Here is a 14146-nt window from a genome sequence, read left to right on the forward strand (position 1 = left end):
CCGTGAGAAGGTCCATCACGATGGATCTCCTCCCGGCCGATACCACGCTCGACGCGCACGACCGCTCCACGGCGGTCGCGCTGCTGCCGATCGGCAGCTTCGAGCAGCACGGCCCCTTCCTGCCGCTCACGACGGACACCCTCGTCGCCAGCACGATCGCGGCCGAGCTCGCGACCGTGTACCCCGTTTTCAGGCTGCCACCGATCACCATCTCCTGCTCCCACGAGCACGCCGCATGGGCGGGCACCGTCAGCATCTCCGCCACGACGCTCGCCGCGATCGTGCGCGACGTGGCCGCGTCGGTCCAGCACGCGGGCGCGAGCACGCTCGTGCTCGTGAACGGGCACGGCGGCAACTACGTGCTCGGCAACGTGGTGCAGGAGGCGAGCATCAGCCAGCAGCGGATGGTCCTCTTCCCCACCGAGCTGGACTGGGAGGACGCGCGCGCCGACGCCGGCCTGACCACCACGGGCCCGTCCGACATGCACGCCGGTGAGCTGGAGACCTCGATCCTCCTGCATGCGCTTCCGGATCTCGTCAGGCCGGGGTACGAACGGGCCGACCACCTGGCAGACGACCGCCGGTACCTGCTGGCTCGAGGAATGCAGGCGTACACGGAATCTGGAGTGGTGGGCCGTCCGTCAGCGGCATCCGCTGAGAAGGGACGCGCGGTGCTCGCGAGCCTCGTGCGGTCGTTCGCCGGGCACCTGTGAGGCGGGTGTTCATCAGGCGCAGCAGGAGCACTGCCCCGCCGGGCAGGCAGGCCACCATGCAGAGCACCCCATAGGCGACGGCGGCCGCGAAGCCCTGAGCCGCTCCGAGCCCCACCGCACCGAACCCGACGGCGGCGACGGCCTCGCGCGGGCCCCAGCCACCGACGTTGAACGGCAGCGCCATGACCAGCAGCGCGAGGATGAGCAGCGGGAGCAGCTCGGTGACGGGGGCGGTCGCACCGACGGCGCGGGCGGCCACCACGAACGTGGCGAGGTAGCCGGCGAGCGCCACCACGGAGAGGCCGATGATCCCCGGACCTCCGCCGGAGCGCAGCACCGTCCGCACGTCGTCCGCCATCGGACGCAGGCGCTCGCGCAGCAGCCAGCCGAGCACCGGCAGCGCCACGAGGCCGACGACAACCCCGATCCACCAGCCACCGTGCACGAGCTCACCGAGCACACCGAGCAGAGCGGGCTCCGCCGCAAGCACGACCGCGGCCACGCCGACCAGCACCACGAGGCCCACCAACCGTTCGAGCACGAACGCCCGCACGCCACCCGCGATGTCCCCGGCCCGCCTGCCGTGCCCGACAGCCCGGTGCAGGTCGCCGAGCATCCCGGCGGGCAGCACGGCGTTGAGGAAGAGGGCCTGGTAGCAGTCGGCGACGGCCCTCGGGAGCGAGAGGCGCATGCCGAAGCCGCGCGCCAGTAGGCACCAGCGCCACGCGCTGCACACCGTGGTGACGACGCCGAGCCCGAGCGCGGCGAGCACCGGCCCCGCGTCCAGCGCGGCGAGCGCGTCGACGATGGCCTGCGGTCCCGACCACCACACGAGCGCGCCGACGATCGCGGCGACGGCCAGCGGCCGCGCCACCTGCGCGGGCCTCACGACGGGTTCCCCGGCAGAGCGAGCAGGTCGGCGTGCCCGACAACGACCCGCAGGTCACCGCGGTTCGCCGCCGCCAGCCTGCGACGCAGGTAGGCCTCCGCCTCCGCGACGAGCGCAGGCCGGTGCTCGCACGCCGCGGCGAGCCAGCCGCGCAGCCACTGCTCGATCAGCGGGCCGTCGGCCGGACCGAGGCGCCACGGGCTCGGTGCCCGCACCACCGACACACCGTGCCGGCCGAACGCCGCCGCGACCGCGGGCGCGGCATCCGGACCGAGCAGCCTGCGGCCGTCCACCGTGCGGCGCTGGTGGGCGTCGAACGCGGCGGCGAAGAGGGCGTCGAGCGGGTCGCCGGGTGTGAGCAGCACGCTGCCGGTGACCGAGAGGGCCAGCAGCGTGGCGCAGCCCGCGGTTGCGCACGCCGCGGCGAGGCGCTCCACCTCGTCGGCGGTGAGCAGGTCCAGCAGCGCCGACGCCGTGACCACCGAGGTGCCGGCGAGCTGCGCGGCGTCAAGGGAGGTGAGGTCGCCGGGCCGCGGCTCGGCCGTGACGCCGGCCGGCATGTCGACAACGGCCTGCACGAGTAGCCCGGGGTCACGATCATGCAGGATCCAGTGTTGGGGGCCGGGCAGCCGGCGCGCGAGCCAACGCGCCATCGAACCGGTTCCGCAACCGAGGTCGCGCACAACCAGGGGGCCGCCGTACCGGTCCTCCAGCCACTTGTAGAGCCGGTCGACCAGGTCCGTCGCCCGAGCCGCCGCGTCGGCGGACTCGCGCAGCGCCAGCCACTCCGGCGTGACCTGAGCTCCAGGGGCGCTCATCGCTCGCCCTCGCTGCGCTCGGGCGGCGCTTCGCGCAGGCGCTGTGACATTGATTCGCTCGCAAGCTCGCTCATGTTCAAGGCGTCGGCCAAGCACCGCGCGGTCACCTCCCATCCGGTGAGAGCATCGCGGCGCTGCCGAGCCGCCTCGCGCACCTCACGTCGCAGCTGTGGTTCGTCGAGCCAGCGGTGCAGGGCTTCTGCCAGCGCGGCCACGTCACCCGGCGGCACGAGGATGCCGGGGACCGCGCCGTCCGGCGCGCGACCAAGGGTCTCCGGCACACCGTCGACGGCCATCCCGAGCACCGGGATCCCCCTGGCGAGCGCCTCCGTCACGACCATGCCGTACGACTCGGCGCGCGAGGACAACACGAGCACGTCGGTGGCGGCGTACACCGCGTCGAGCGCCGATCCGGTCACCGGCCCGGCGAGAGCCACCCGGTCGCCCAGCCCGTACCGCTGCACCAGCTCCCGGACGAGCGTGACATAGCCGGGAGCGCGGGTGACCGGGCCGACGAGGAGGCAGCCCCAGTCACGGTCGGGGATCCGGGCGAGGGCCTTCACGAGAAGGTCCTGGCCCTTCGTCGGCGTGATCGAGCCGACGCACAGCAGCCGCGTACCCGCTTCCTCGGCGCCGCCGAGCGGAGCCGGCTCGACACCGGGCGGCACGACGCGCACCCGATCGGCAGGCAACCCGTGCACCGTGACGAGCCGGCGAGCCGCCCACGCGCTGGTGGCCACGACGACAGCCGCGGCGTGCAGGGTCATGCGTTCGCGGGCCGTGCGGTCGGCCGCCACCTGGGGTGGCAGCCCGGCCTCGTCACCGAGCGGGAGGTGGACCAGCACGACGAGGCGCAGCCTGCGGGCGTGCGGGGCGAGCACGTCGGGCACCGCGCACGCGACGAGCCCGTCGAGGAGCACGTCAGCGCCGTCCGGCACGGCTGCAAGGCGCCGACCCAGCTCAGCGCGCGCCATCGCGTCGGGCTCCGGCCACGCGCCGCGCACGGCGATCTCGCACACGGCCCGGCCCGCGGCGGGCAGGGCCTGGCAGACCCGCCGGTCGTAGGCGTTCCCACCGCTGGGGCGCGCCGGGTCGTCGATGTCGCCAGGCACGACGACGTACACCGTCCGGGCGATCACGGGGATCGTCACAGGGACCGCTCGTAGCTCGCCCACGCGACGTGCGACTCGTGCAGGGTCACGACGATCGCGGAGATCCCGCGGGCGTTCTCGCCGAGCGCTCCCTCGTACAGCCGTTCGGCGAGGCGGTCGGCGATCAACCGGGCCAGGAACTCGGTGGAGGTGTTGACGCCTTCGAACGCGGGCTCGTCGTCGAGGTTGCGGTAGTTGAGCTCGCCGAGTACCTCGCCGAGCTGCTGGGTGGCCAGCCCGATGTCGACCACGATGCCGTCGTCGTCGAGCACGGGACGGCGGAACGTCGCGTCCACCACGAAGGTGGCGCCGTGCAGGCGCTGAGCCGGACCGAACACGGCGCCCCGGAAGCTGTGGGCGACCATCATGTGGTCCCGGACGGTAATGCTGAACACTCTCGCTCCCTCGCCACGCGGCTCGATCCCGTTCCTACCCCCACACGTCCCGGTGCCCCGGGAAGTTCACCGCCATCCGTGAAACGCCGCTGAAGCCGGGGCGAAAGGTCCACACCGGAGGGTGACGCCATGGTGTTCAAGAGGCTGATGCAGGCGATGGGGGTCGGTGGCCCCGAGGTCGAGACCGTGTTGCACGATCCCAACACGGTGCCCGGCGGCATGATCACCGGGGAGGTCTCCCTCCGCGGAGGCACGCACGATTCCTACCTCAGTGGCGTGTACCTCGCGCTGCGGACCCGCGTCGAGGTCGAGTCCCGCGACCACGAGTACAACAGCGATCTCGAGTACGCGAAGCTGCCCATCACCAGCGCCTTCGCGCTGGACAGCGGCACGCGGCGCTCGTTCCCGTTCCGCTTCCGCATCCCGTGGGAGGCGCCGCTCACCCACTTCTACGGACAGCGGCTGTACGGCACGACCGTGGGGCTCGCCACCGAGGTGGAGGTCACAGGGGCCGTCGACGCCACCGACCTGGACCCCCTAGCTGTGCACCCGTTGCCCGCGCAGGACCGCATACTGGCCGCACTCGCCGGACTGGGATTCAGGTTCCGCAACGCGGACTGTGAGAAGGGCCGCATCCGCGGCATGTACCAGGAGCTGCCGTTCTACCAGGAGATCGAGTTCCTGCCGCCGCCGCGATTCGCGCAGGGCATCACGCAGCTCGAGGTGACGTTCGTGTCGTCCCCGCGGTCGATGGAGGTCGTGTTCGAACTGGACCGGCGCGGCGGCTTCCTCACCGAGGGCCACGACTCGTTCAGCCGGTTCACGGTCGACTACGCCACGGCGGATCGAACGGACTGGCAGCGGGAGCTCGAGGGCTACCTGCAGCACGCCTGCAGGCGCCGCGGCTTCTTCTGAGCAGGAACGGTCGCCGACCAGCGGGGATGCGCTGCTCACGGGTACCACAGGCGCACGCAGAGCGCGGGCAGCGTGCCGTCGGCGAGGCGGGGCATCAGGGCGGGTAGCTCCTCGAACGGGTGCTCCTCCGTGACCAGCGCGTCGAAGCGCGGGTCGGCGAGCAGGCGAAGCGCGGTCGCCATGCGCCCTGCGTAGCCGCGGCGGGCCCGGCGCGGCGAGACGGTGCCGACCTGGCTGCTGCGGATCGTCAGGCGCTTGGCGTGGAACGCCTCGCCGAGCGGCAGCCGGACCGGTCGGTCGCCGTACCAGGACAGCTCGACGACCTCCCCCTCCGCGGCCAGCAGCTCCAGCGAGCGACCGAGGCCCGCTTCGGTGGCGCTGGCATGCACGACGAGGTCGCAGTCGCCCGCTGCGTCCTCCGGCGTCGCGAATCCCACGCCCAGCGCGTCGGCGATCACGGCGCGGGCCGGGTCGGCGTCGACCAGCTCGACCCGCGCTCCCGGGATACCCGCGAGCAGGGCGGCGACACCGCACCCCACCATGCCGCCGCCGACGACGGCGATCCGGTCGCCGACGAGCGGCGCGGCGTCCCACAGCGCGTTCACCGCCGTCTCGACGGTGCCGGCGAGCACGGCGCGGGCCGGGGGCACGTCGTCGGGCACCGGCGTCACGGCCGTGGCCGGCACGACGAAGCGCGTCTGGTGCGGGTACAGGCAGAAGACCGTCCGGCCGATGAGATCGGGGGACCCGTGTTCGACCACCCCCACCGCGAGGTACCCGTACTTCACGGGCGCGGGGAACTCGCCCTCCTGGAACGGCGCACGCATCGCCGCGTGCTGGCTCTGCGGCACGCCGCCGCGGAAGACGAGGGTCTCGGTGCCGCGACTCACCCCGGAGTACAAGGTGCGGACGACGACGTCGGCAGGGCCGGGTTCGGGCAGCTCGACGGCCCGGATCTCACCCTCGCCGGGGGAACGGAGCCAGAACGCCCGGGCTGTGTGACCCATCTCATTCCTTCCCGAGGTGAACCCACCCGCCCGCGTGGACGTGATGCAGAGGTGGAACGCGGAGTGGTCACCAGCACCTGCACATTAGTGATGGTGGGACCGGGACAGGCGGCAGCAGCCAGCGGGCAGCTGCTCCTCCTGGCCGGGCTCGTCGCCGCGTTCGGGCTCGGACCGCTCGGCGTGCTGGTCGCAGTGGTGTACGCGGTGGGCCTGCTGGGGCTGCTGTCCGCCGCGCTGCACCGAGCCGGGCGGTCCGTGCTCGGGCCCGCCGACGTCGTCACGCTCGCCAGGGCGCTGCTCGTCGGCGGTGTCACCGCGATCGTTGCCGAGAGTCTGCTCACCGGGTGGACGGCGCAGGCCGCGCTGATCACCCTCGCCTCGGTGGCGCTGGCGCTCGACGCCGTCGACGGGAAGGTGGCGCGACGCACCGGCACCGTGTCGCCGGTGGGCGCCCGGTTCGACATGGAGGTCGACGCGTTCCTCGTCCTCGTCCTCAGCGTGCACGTCGCCGGGATCGTCGGGCCGTGGGCGCTCGCGATCGGCGGGATGCGGTACGCGTTCGTCGTCGCCGGCTGGCTGCTGCCGTGGCTGCGCGGGCCGGTGCCGCCGAGCTACGTCGCGAAGACGGTGGCTGCCGTGCAGGGCGTGGTGCTGGTGGTGGCGGCCTCCCAGCTGCTCCCGCACGCGATCACCGTCGTGCTGGTGGCCGTCGCGCTCGCGCTGCTGGTCTGGTCGTTCGGGCGCTCGGTACACCTGCTGTGGCGGGCCGAGCGAGCGCCATCCGTCGGCTGACCAGGCCTCAGGGGAGCGCCTCGAGCCGCTCCATGTGCTCCTCGCCCCACTCGCCGAGCGGTGCCATCGCCGTGTTGAGCGAGTGGCCGAAGTCGGTGAGCGAGTACTCCACCTTCGGCGGAACCTGGTGGTAGACCTCGCGGTGCACGAGGCCGCTCGCCTCCATCTCGCGCAGCTGCAGGATCAGCATCCGTTCGCTGATGCCGGGCACGGCGCGACGCAGCTCCCCGAAGCGCACCGGCCCGTCCTGCAGCGCGAACAGGATCAGCCCCTTCCACTTCCCGCCCATCACGGCGATGGCGGCGTCGAACCCGCACGTGTACTTCCCCATCGGCCACCCCATACGAACAAGAATGTCGGTACCCAACAGAATTGTAGGTACTTGATCGAATGTAAGTGAAGGCCCAGCATGGGTTCGTGATCGAAGACGTGACCGTGATCGGGCTGGGCTCGATGGGCAATGCACTCGCCGGGGCGTTCCTGCGCGCCGGGCACCGCACCACCGTCTGGAACCGCACCCCGGAGAAGGCGGCCCCGTTGCTGGCCGATGGCGCGACGCTCGCGCCGACCGTGCAGGCCGCCGTGGCCGCGAGCCCACTGGTGATCACCTGCCTCACCGGCTTCGACGAGACCCGCCATGCACTCGACCCGGCCACCGGCGACCTGGCGGGACGCACGCTCGTGACGCTCAACAGCGGAGCGCCGGCGCAGGCCCGCGAGACGGCGGAGTGGGCAACCGCGCACGGCGCCCGGTTCCTCGGTGGCGCGATCAAGAACGTTCCGTCGGCCGTGGGGGCACCGGACACGCTCCTGTACTACGGCGGCGACCGCGCCGCGTTCGACGAGCACGAGGCCGCGCTGCGGGTGCTGGGCGGCGACACCGTCCACCTCGGCGTCGAGCCCGATCTGGCCGCGCTCTACGAGATGGCCGTCGGCTCCACGCTGCTGCCCGCGCTCGTCGGTTTCTTCCAGGGCGCGGCGGCCGTCCAGGCCCGCGGGCTCGCGGCGAGCACGCTCGTGCCGTTCACCGTCAAGTGGCTGGAGATGATCGGTTCGCTCCTGCCGACGTTCGCCCGCGAGATCGACACCCGCGACTACACCGACGGCCAGTCCTCTGTTGGCCTCTTCCTCGCCTCGGAACCGTGGGACCTCGAGTTCGGCCGGGAAGCGGGCGTCGACGTCTCGTGGGCGGCCCCGCTGTACGAGCTGGTGCGGCGGGCCGCCGACGCCGGGCACGCCGACCACAGCATCTCCGCGCTCACCGAGGTGCTCCGCCGTTAGCTTCCCCAGAGCGAACCGCGTGGCCATCGGAGAGGTCCGATCGGTAGCGTCGAGGGCCCGAACGACAGGAGTTCCTCGATGACCGGCCCCGCCACCGGCCACTCCGAATCCGAATCGACCGCACCGCAGACCACCCCGCCGGCGGGCGCATCCCTGGTGATCTGGCTGCTGGTCGGCTCCGCGTTCGTCATGATCCTCAACGAGACGATCATGAGCGTCGCGCTGCCGGCGCTGATCGCCGACCTGGGCATCACCGTCAGCACCGCCCAGTGGCTGACCAGCGGATTCCTGCTCACGATGGCCGTGGTCATCCCGATCACCGGGTTCCTGCTCCAGCGGTTCCCGCCGCGGCGGGTCTACCTCACGTCGATGCTGCTGTTCAGTACCGGCACGCTCGTCAGCGCGCTCGCGCCCGGCTTCCCGATGCTGCTCGCCGGCCGGATCGTGCAGGCCGCGGGCACGGCGGTGATGGTCCCGCTGCTCATGACCACCGTGATGCGCCTGGTACCCGCCGAGCGCAGGGGCGCCACGATGGGCACGATCACGATCGTGATCGCCGTCGCGCCCGCCGTCGGGCCGACGCTCTCCGGGATCATCCTCAGCGCGCTCGACTGGCGGTGGATGTTCTGGATCGTGCTGCCGATCGCCCTGATCGCGTTCGCGGCCGGAGCCCGGTGGCTCCAGGTGGCGGCCGAGGTGCGCCCGGTCCCCCTCGACCTCGGCTCGGTGGCGCTCTCGGCACTCGGGTTCGGCGGCCTCGTGTTCGGACTCAGCAGCGTCGGCGATGCCGCCCGCGGGCACGCGCTGGTCACGCCGTGGGCCCCCACCGTGGTCGGGCTGGTGGCACTCGCGTTGTTCGTGGCCCGCCAGCTGCGGCTGCAGGGCGACGGAAACGCGCTGCTGGACCTGCGACCGTTCGCGCACCGGCCGTTCGTCCTCGCGATGGTGCTCGTCGTGCTGAGCATGATGTCGCTCTTCGGCGTGCTGATCCTGCTGCCTCTGTACCTGCAGGACGTGCTGCACGTCAGCGCGTTCGTCACCGGCCTCGCGGTGCTGCCCGGCGGGCTGGCGATGGGCCTGCTGGGTCCGGTGGTCGGCCGCCTCTACGACCGGCTCGGCCCGCGCAGGCTCGTCATCCCGGGAGCGGTGGTGCTCACCGTCGCCCTCTGGGCGTTCACCACGCTCGGTGCGGGCTCCCCACTGTGGATGATCATCGCGTTCCACGTCGTGCTGGTGCTCGGGATCTCGCTGATGCTCACCCCGCTCATGACCGACGCCCTCGGCCGGCTGCCCCGGCACCTCGACTCGCACGGCAGCGCGATCATGGCGACGCTCCAGCAGGTGGCGGGCGCCGCAGGCACGGCGCTGTTCATCACCGTGATGGCGGTGGCTTCCACGGAGATCACCATGGGCACGGACGTGGCAGGCGCGCGGGCCGCGTTCATGGTGGCGGCGATCATCGCGACGGTCGCACTCCCGCTCACCTTCCTCATCGGGGCCCGCAAGGAGGCGGCGGCCTCGGGCGGGTCCTGAACTAGTGTCGCTACTCCCCGGCGAACGTTCCGTCCGGTGGCAGCGGCGAGGCGGCCGCGCCGGCGTCGTGAACGGGACGAGCCCCGGCCCGGAAGCGCTCGAGATCGGGCCCGTGCAGCAGGCGGCCCGATGACCGGTCGGCCGCGGCCCGCGCTGTCAGGAGATCAACCGGCAGCGGGTGACGGCTCCCGACGAGGAGCAGGTTCCCGAACCGCCGTCCACGCAGCACAGCCGGGTCGGCGACGACGCACGAGTGCGGGAACACCTCTTGCAGCGTGGCGACCTGGCCGTGAGCGAAGGCCAGCGCACCGCCGTCGGTGACGTTGGCCGCGTACGTCGCCGCCGGGGCCATCACGTCCGCGACCTCCGCCAGGAACTCGGTGGAGGCGAGGTGCGCAGGCGTGCGTGCGCCTGCGAACACGTCCAGGACGACGAGGTCGAACGCGCCGTCGCGGAGCCGGCCCACGACCTCCCGCGCGTCGCCGGTGCGCACCCGCACCCGCCAGGTGCGGTCGAGGGGCAGCTCCCGGCGCACGAGCTCCACCAGTGCCGCGTCCAGTTCCACGACCTGCTGGCTCGACCGCGGACGGGTCGCGGCCACGTAGCGGGCGAGCGTGAACGCCCCGCCGCCGAGGTGCAGCACGCGCATCGGCCTGCGGGGCGGGGCGGCGAGGTCGACGACGTGGCCCAGCCTGCGGACGTAGTCGAACTCCAGGTGCGTCGGGTCGTCCAGGTCCACGTGCGACTGCGGCGTGCCGTCCACGAGCAACGTCCACGCGCGCCTGCGATCGCGGTCCGGGCGGAGCTCGGCGGTGCCGGACGCGACCTGCGCGTTGATCCCGTCCCGCCCGCTCCCCCGCCGCCCCGCCACGGGTCCAGTATCGGCCGCCCTCACCGCGACTCATGTACACGGAAACCCCGACTCGCGGAAGCGCTACCCGGGCCTCAGCACCGTGATCACCGGGTGCGAGCCGAAGAGGCTGACCGGAATCGTGCGCTCGGCCAGCAGTCCCGCAGGCGGATGCCGATCCGGCAGCAACGCCACGATCCGGCCGCTCGGTGCCAGCACCCGGCTCACCTCCCGCCAGAGCCGGTGCGGGTGTGCCGCGAGCCGCCCTCGTGGGACCACTTGCCGCGCCCATGGCGGGTTCACCACGACCCTGTCGACCGTGTCGTCCCGCAGCGGTAGCGCACCGGCGTCGGCCACGGACCATGTCACGGGGAGATCCGCGCCGTTCGCGACCGCCGCCGCGACCGCGGCTGGGTCGACGTCCGAGCCGACCACCCGCGCCCCAGTGCCCGCGGCCTCGATCGGGAGGGTGCCCGCGCCGCAGCACGGGTCGAGCACCACGTGCCCCGCGCCGATCTCCGCGACTCGCAGAATCGCAGCGGCCAGCGGCGGGTGCAGCGTTCCCGGCACCGACGCGGCCTTGTACGACCTGCGGTGCAACGGCCGACCCGGGATGCGCAGCGCCACCGTCACACGGTCGTCCACCACGGTGAGCCGCCAGCTCAGGCCGCCTGCGGGCGGTCGCGCATCCGCTCGCCGCGAGCGGTACGGCAGGCCGAGCCTGCGGGCCAGCACCGTGCCTGCGGCATCCTCCAGGTCGTAGCGGTTGAAGGCACGCCTGCCCAGCACGGACGCCGACACGTCCAGCGTCGGCACGCCGGGCATGCCCCCGCACCGCTCCCGATCCCGGAGGGCGCGCTCCAGGTCGGCGGCGGCCACAGCGCACCGGAGCCGGTTCAGGTCGGCCCGCGCCCGGCCGATCCCACCGGCCTCAGCGGCGATCACGAACACGTCATCGGCCGTGGTGAGGCCCAGCACGGCCGGATCGGCACGGGCGGTGAACCGCACCTCGCGGTGCCCCACCGCCTGCACCGTGCCCAGCCCACAGACCTCTTCGGCCAGCACTTCCTCGATACCCCGAACGCACCGCGCCACCAGGCGCGCCGCCGTCATCGAACGGCGGCACGACCGGGACGCGCAGCGGCGGGGCCGACGCACAGAGTTGCGCGCGGCATCGATCCACCATCCCCACGTCGCGACCCGGGACGGCGCGACGCCGTCCCGCATCACCGGCGGCGGGAAGCCCGGAGGCCGCCGGCGGGTCAGCGACGTCGGAAGAATGTGAACACGGGGCGAAGCTAGATCACACGAGGCCAGCGCGCACCCGATTTCGGACGACGGGGATCGAGGCCGCCCGACGTGCCGCTACGACCAGAGGCCGACCGTCAGCGCGGCCGTGGCCGCGGTGCAGGCGAGGGCGCGGACGTGGTTCCACGCCGTCCAGCGGTTCAGGAAATCGGCCCAGATCGCCGCACCCTGGTCGGTGAGGGGGTTGGCGGCGTCGAGCCGGTTGTTCATCGGGACGTTCACCACCATCGTCAGCCCGATGTTGCCCACGAGGTAGAGCAGCCCGCCGATCACGATCCACGCCGTGCCGGGGCGGCCGCTGAACGGCGCCCCGATCACGAGCAACAGGCAGACCAGCCCGGTACCCATGAGCACGAGGAGGAATAACGGGTTCAGGATCACGCGGTTCACCTGCTGCATCGCCTCTGCACCCGCGGCGGGGGTCACCCGGCGCAGTGCCGGCATCACCGCCGTGGAGAAGGCGAAGTACAGCCCGGCCATGAGGCCCGAGCCGATGACGCCGAGCAGCGCGACGATCGGCAGGGCGGTGGCGATCACGATGCGTCCTCCAGGAGCTCGGACACGACGTCCTCGAACCGGATGGGCGTCGTGGTCTGCGGCGTGCGTCCCTCGCGTGGTGTGATCGTGCCAGCCGACATCGCGTTTCCCATCTCGACGTGCAGCGCGGCGGCGTCCGGCGTGAACCCCGCCTCCACCAGCGCGGCGGTCATCTCGTCGCCCGGAAGCTGCACGTACGGCAGCTCGGGGCGGCCCATCGCGACGCCGAGGATCCTGGTGGCCTCGGTGTAGGTGAGGTCGCACGGGCCCAGCAGCGTGCGGACGTCGCCGCCGCTCCAGTCCCGGGAGCGCAGGGCCGCCGCGGCGGCCTCGGCGACGTCGCGGGTGGAGACCATCGGCAGCGGGACGTCCGGGTCGATCACGTCGGCGTTGACGCCCGTCGCCTCGATGATGTCCACGGCGGCGACGATGCTCTCGAAGAACAGCGTGGGCCGCAGGAACAGCACGTCGACACCCTCGAGCGCGCGCAGCCGCTGCTCCTGCGGGTACAGGCTCGCGGCGATGAAGCCGGTGCCGGCCGGCAGCTGGGCGCCGAGGCTGCTCTGCGCCACCACCCTGCGCACACCGGAGTCCCGGATCGCGGTCACGATCGCCTCGCCCAGCCGCGCCTGCTCCGCACGGAAGTCCGGCACGGTCGGGCTGTACGGCAGCATGGTGTGCACGGCGTCGGCGCCGCGGAAGGCGTCGGTCAGGAACGCGGCGTCGGCGGCGTCGCCGGCACGGGGCTCGGCCCCGGCTGCGGCCAGCTCGGCCAGCGCCTTCTGGTTGCGACCGATGGCGCGGACGGGTTCGCCCGCCGCCAGCAGTCGGTGCACGATCTTGCGTCCGACGTTGCCGGTCGCGCCCATCACAGTGATCATCTCGTCCTCCTCGGCTCGACATCCAGCCTGTCGGGCCGATCCGGGACCATCCATGCCAGCAGATCCCGGCTTCTTGCTCGTTCGTCCAGAACCTGTGGACGCACGGTGGTGCGCGGCGCACACTCGCCGCCGTGATAGCGGAGCCGATGCAGGCCGACGACCCCCTCGGCGAGGCACTGCACTTCCTGCGCGTGACGGGCACCTTCTACTGCCGCTCGGAGCTGACGGCGCCGTGGGGAGTGGCGGCGCCAGGCTGGCCGGACTGCATGTGGTTCCACATCGTCATCGCCGGCCGGTTCCACCTGGAGGTGGCCGGTGCCCAACCGCGGATGCTGCAGGCGGGGGACCTCGCCCTCGTCCCACACGGTCAGGGGCACATCCTGCGCAGCGATCCGGGCACGATCACCCCGGACGTCACGAGCCTCGAGCACGAGTACCGCGGCCGGTACGCGATCCTGCGCCACGGCGGCGGCGGGGCGTGCACCACGCTCATCTGCGGCGCCGTCCGGCTCGACCACCCGGCAGCGCACCACATCGTCCCGCTGCTGCCCGAGGTGATCCACGTCGAGCCCGGCGGCGGGACACAAGCCGAGTGGATCCAGAGCACGCTGCGACTGATCGCCGCGGAGGCAGCGTCACTGCGCCCGGGTGGGGAGGCCGTCATCACGCGCCTCTCGGACATCCTCGTCATCCAGACCCTGCGTGGCTGGATCGAGCACGACCCGGCCGCGCAGCGCGGCTGGCTCGGCGCCCTGCGGGACCGCCAGATCGGCCGGGCGATCTCGCTGATCCACCGCGATCCGGCACGGGACTGGACCGTCGCCTCCCTCGCAGGCGAGCTCGCCATGTCGCGCTCGGCGTTCTCCGCGCGGTTCACCGAGCTCGTCGACGAACCCGCGATGCGCTACGTCACGCGCTGGCGCATGCACGTGGCCCGCGGCTGGCTCGCCGAGGACGGCGCCACCGTCGGCGAGGTGGCCGGACGGCTCGGTTACCACTCCGAAGCCGCGTTCAGCCGGGCGTTCAAGCGGACGGTCGGAGTGTCGCCCGGCGCCGTCACGCGCGGTTGATCAACC

Annotated in this window: 15 protein-coding genes and 1 pseudogene; 6 read left to right on the forward strand and 10 right to left on the reverse strand. The window is 72.7% G+C overall.

The window, feature by feature from the left end:
• Nucleotides 1-20 precede the first annotated feature (20 nt).
• Nucleotides 21-713 (forward strand): creatininase family protein, encoded by a 693-nt coding sequence (locus K1T35_RS41205; protein ID WP_220257098.1) that lies wholly within the window; start codon nt 21-23, stop codon nt 711-713.
• Between the two features lie 73 nt (nt 714-786).
• On the opposite strand, the pseudogene K1T35_RS41210 reads toward K1T35_RS41205, so the two are convergent.
• The 4 genes and pseudogenes from K1T35_RS41210 to K1T35_RS41225 form a co-directional block, all read right to left on the reverse strand.
• Nucleotides 787-1602 (reverse strand): annotated as a pseudogene (locus K1T35_RS41210) (YbhN family protein); the annotation flags it as partial.
• Nucleotides 1599-2420: a class I SAM-dependent methyltransferase gene (locus tag K1T35_RS41215; RefSeq protein WP_220257099.1), complete on the reverse strand. Its 822-nt coding sequence runs from the start codon at nt 2418-2420 to the stop codon at nt 1599-1601. The gene K1T35_RS41215 and the pseudogene K1T35_RS41210, both read right to left, overlap by 4 nt.
• Nucleotides 2417-3571, reverse strand: a complete 1155-nt coding sequence (locus K1T35_RS41220) for a glycosyltransferase family 4 protein (protein WP_255621264.1) — start codon at nt 3569-3571, stop codon at nt 2417-2419. Before K1T35_RS41220 ends, K1T35_RS41215 begins: the two co-directional genes overlap by 4 nt.
• A complete protein-coding gene (locus K1T35_RS41225; protein ID WP_220257100.1) occupies nt 3568-3966 on the reverse strand; it encodes a 6-carboxytetrahydropterin synthase in 399 nt (132 codons plus the stop codon). The genes K1T35_RS41220 and K1T35_RS41225 overlap by 4 nt, the downstream gene beginning before the upstream one ends.
• Before the next feature lie 129 nt (nt 3967-4095).
• Here K1T35_RS41225 and K1T35_RS41230 point away from each other — a divergent pair, with 129 nt between their 5' ends.
• Complete coding sequence (locus tag K1T35_RS41230) at nt 4096-4881, forward strand: sporulation protein (RefSeq protein WP_220257101.1); 786 nt, start codon at nt 4096-4098, stop codon at nt 4879-4881.
• 35 nt (nt 4882-4916) lie between these two features.
• On the opposite strand, the gene K1T35_RS41235 is transcribed toward K1T35_RS41230, so the two are convergent.
• On the reverse strand, nt 4917-5888 hold the full coding sequence (locus tag K1T35_RS41235) for a zinc-binding alcohol dehydrogenase (RefSeq protein ID WP_220257102.1): 972 nt from the start codon (nt 5886-5888) through the stop codon (nt 4917-4919).
• A gap of 90 nt (nt 5889-5978) precedes the next feature.
• Here K1T35_RS41235 and K1T35_RS41240 point away from each other — a divergent pair, with 90 nt between their 5' ends.
• On the forward strand, nt 5979-6680 hold the full coding sequence (locus K1T35_RS41240; RefSeq protein WP_220257103.1) for a CDP-alcohol phosphatidyltransferase family protein: 702 nt from the start codon (nt 5979-5981) through the stop codon (nt 6678-6680).
• 7 nt (nt 6681-6687) lie between these two features.
• Here the strand turns inward: K1T35_RS41240 and K1T35_RS41245 are convergent, their stop codons facing one another.
• Entirely contained in the window at nt 6688-7011 is a 324-nt protein-coding gene (locus tag K1T35_RS41245) for a helix-turn-helix domain-containing protein (protein ID WP_220257104.1), read from the reverse strand.
• An 86-nt stretch (nt 7012-7097) separates the two neighbouring features.
• Here K1T35_RS41245 and K1T35_RS41250 point away from each other — a divergent pair, with 86 nt between their 5' ends.
• Together K1T35_RS41250 and K1T35_RS41255 are read left to right on the forward strand one after the other, a co-directional pair.
• Nucleotides 7098-7961: an NAD(P)-dependent oxidoreductase gene (locus tag K1T35_RS41250; RefSeq protein WP_255621266.1), complete on the forward strand. Its 864-nt coding sequence runs from the start codon at nt 7098-7100 to the stop codon at nt 7959-7961.
• A 78-nt stretch (nt 7962-8039) separates the two neighbouring features.
• Nucleotides 8040-9494, forward strand: a complete 1455-nt coding sequence (locus K1T35_RS41255) for a DHA2 family efflux MFS transporter permease subunit (RefSeq protein WP_220257105.1) — start codon at nt 8040-8042, stop codon at nt 9492-9494.
• 10 nt (nt 9495-9504) lie between these two features.
• Here K1T35_RS41255 and K1T35_RS41260 read toward each other — a convergent pair whose 3' ends face one another.
• From K1T35_RS41260 to K1T35_RS41275, 4 genes are all read right to left on the reverse strand, one after another.
• On the reverse strand, nt 9505-10365 hold the full coding sequence (locus K1T35_RS41260; protein ID WP_255621267.1) for a spermidine synthase: 861 nt from the start codon (nt 10363-10365) through the stop codon (nt 9505-9507).
• A 63-nt stretch (nt 10366-10428) separates the two neighbouring features.
• On the reverse strand, nt 10429-11457 hold the full coding sequence (locus tag K1T35_RS41265; RefSeq protein ID WP_220257106.1) for a methyltransferase domain-containing protein: 1029 nt from the start codon (nt 11455-11457) through the stop codon (nt 10429-10431).
• A 252-nt stretch (nt 11458-11709) separates the two neighbouring features.
• Nucleotides 11710-12189: a DUF1772 domain-containing protein gene (locus tag K1T35_RS41270; RefSeq protein WP_220257107.1), complete on the reverse strand. Its 480-nt coding sequence runs from the start codon at nt 12187-12189 to the stop codon at nt 11710-11712.
• A complete protein-coding gene (locus K1T35_RS41275; RefSeq protein ID WP_220257108.1) occupies nt 12186-13070 on the reverse strand; it encodes an NAD(P)H-binding protein in 885 nt (294 codons plus the stop codon). The genes K1T35_RS41270 and K1T35_RS41275 overlap by 4 nt, the downstream gene beginning before the upstream one ends.
• Nucleotides 13071-13201: 131 nt before the next feature.
• On the opposite strand from K1T35_RS41275, the gene K1T35_RS41280 reads away from it, so the two are divergent.
• Nucleotides 13202-14140 (forward strand): AraC family transcriptional regulator, encoded by a 939-nt coding sequence (locus tag K1T35_RS41280; RefSeq protein ID WP_220257109.1) that lies wholly within the window; start codon nt 13202-13204, stop codon nt 14138-14140.
• Nucleotides 14141-14146: the final 6 nt, after the last annotated feature.

The sequence above is a fragment of the Pseudonocardia sp. DSM 110487 genome, assembly GCF_019468565.1.
Taxonomy (GTDB): Bacteria; Actinomycetota; Actinomycetes; order Mycobacteriales; family Pseudonocardiaceae; genus Pseudonocardia.

Coding starts and splice junctions, on each gene's coding strand:
- K1T35_RS41205 (WP_220257098.1), top strand. CDS start 21: ATGGATCTCCTCCCGGCCGATACCACGCTCGACGCGCACGACCGCTCC.
- K1T35_RS41215 (WP_220257099.1), bottom strand. CDS start 2,420: ATGAGCGCCCCTGGAGCTCAGGTCACGCCGGAGTGGCTGGCGCTGCGC.
- K1T35_RS41230 (WP_220257101.1), top strand. CDS start 4,096: ATGGTGTTCAAGAGGCTGATGCAGGCGATGGGGGTCGGTGGCCCCGAG.
- K1T35_RS41235 (WP_220257102.1), bottom strand. CDS start 5,888: ATGGGTCACACAGCCCGGGCGTTCTGGCTCCGTTCCCCCGGCGAGGGT.
- K1T35_RS41240 (WP_220257103.1), top strand. CDS start 5,979: ATGGTGGGACCGGGACAGGCGGCAGCAGCCAGCGGGCAGCTGCTCCTC.
- K1T35_RS41245 (WP_220257104.1), bottom strand. CDS start 7,011: ATGGGGAAGTACACGTGCGGGTTCGACGCCGCCATCGCCGTGATGGGC.
- K1T35_RS41255 (WP_220257105.1), top strand. CDS start 8,040: ATGACCGGCCCCGCCACCGGCCACTCCGAATCCGAATCGACCGCACCG.
- K1T35_RS41265 (WP_220257106.1), bottom strand. CDS start 11,457: ATGACGGCGGCGCGCCTGGTGGCGCGGTGCGTTCGGGGTATCGAGGAA.
- K1T35_RS41275 (WP_220257108.1), bottom strand. CDS start 13,070: ATGATCACTGTGATGGGCGCGACCGGCAACGTCGGACGCAAGATCGTG.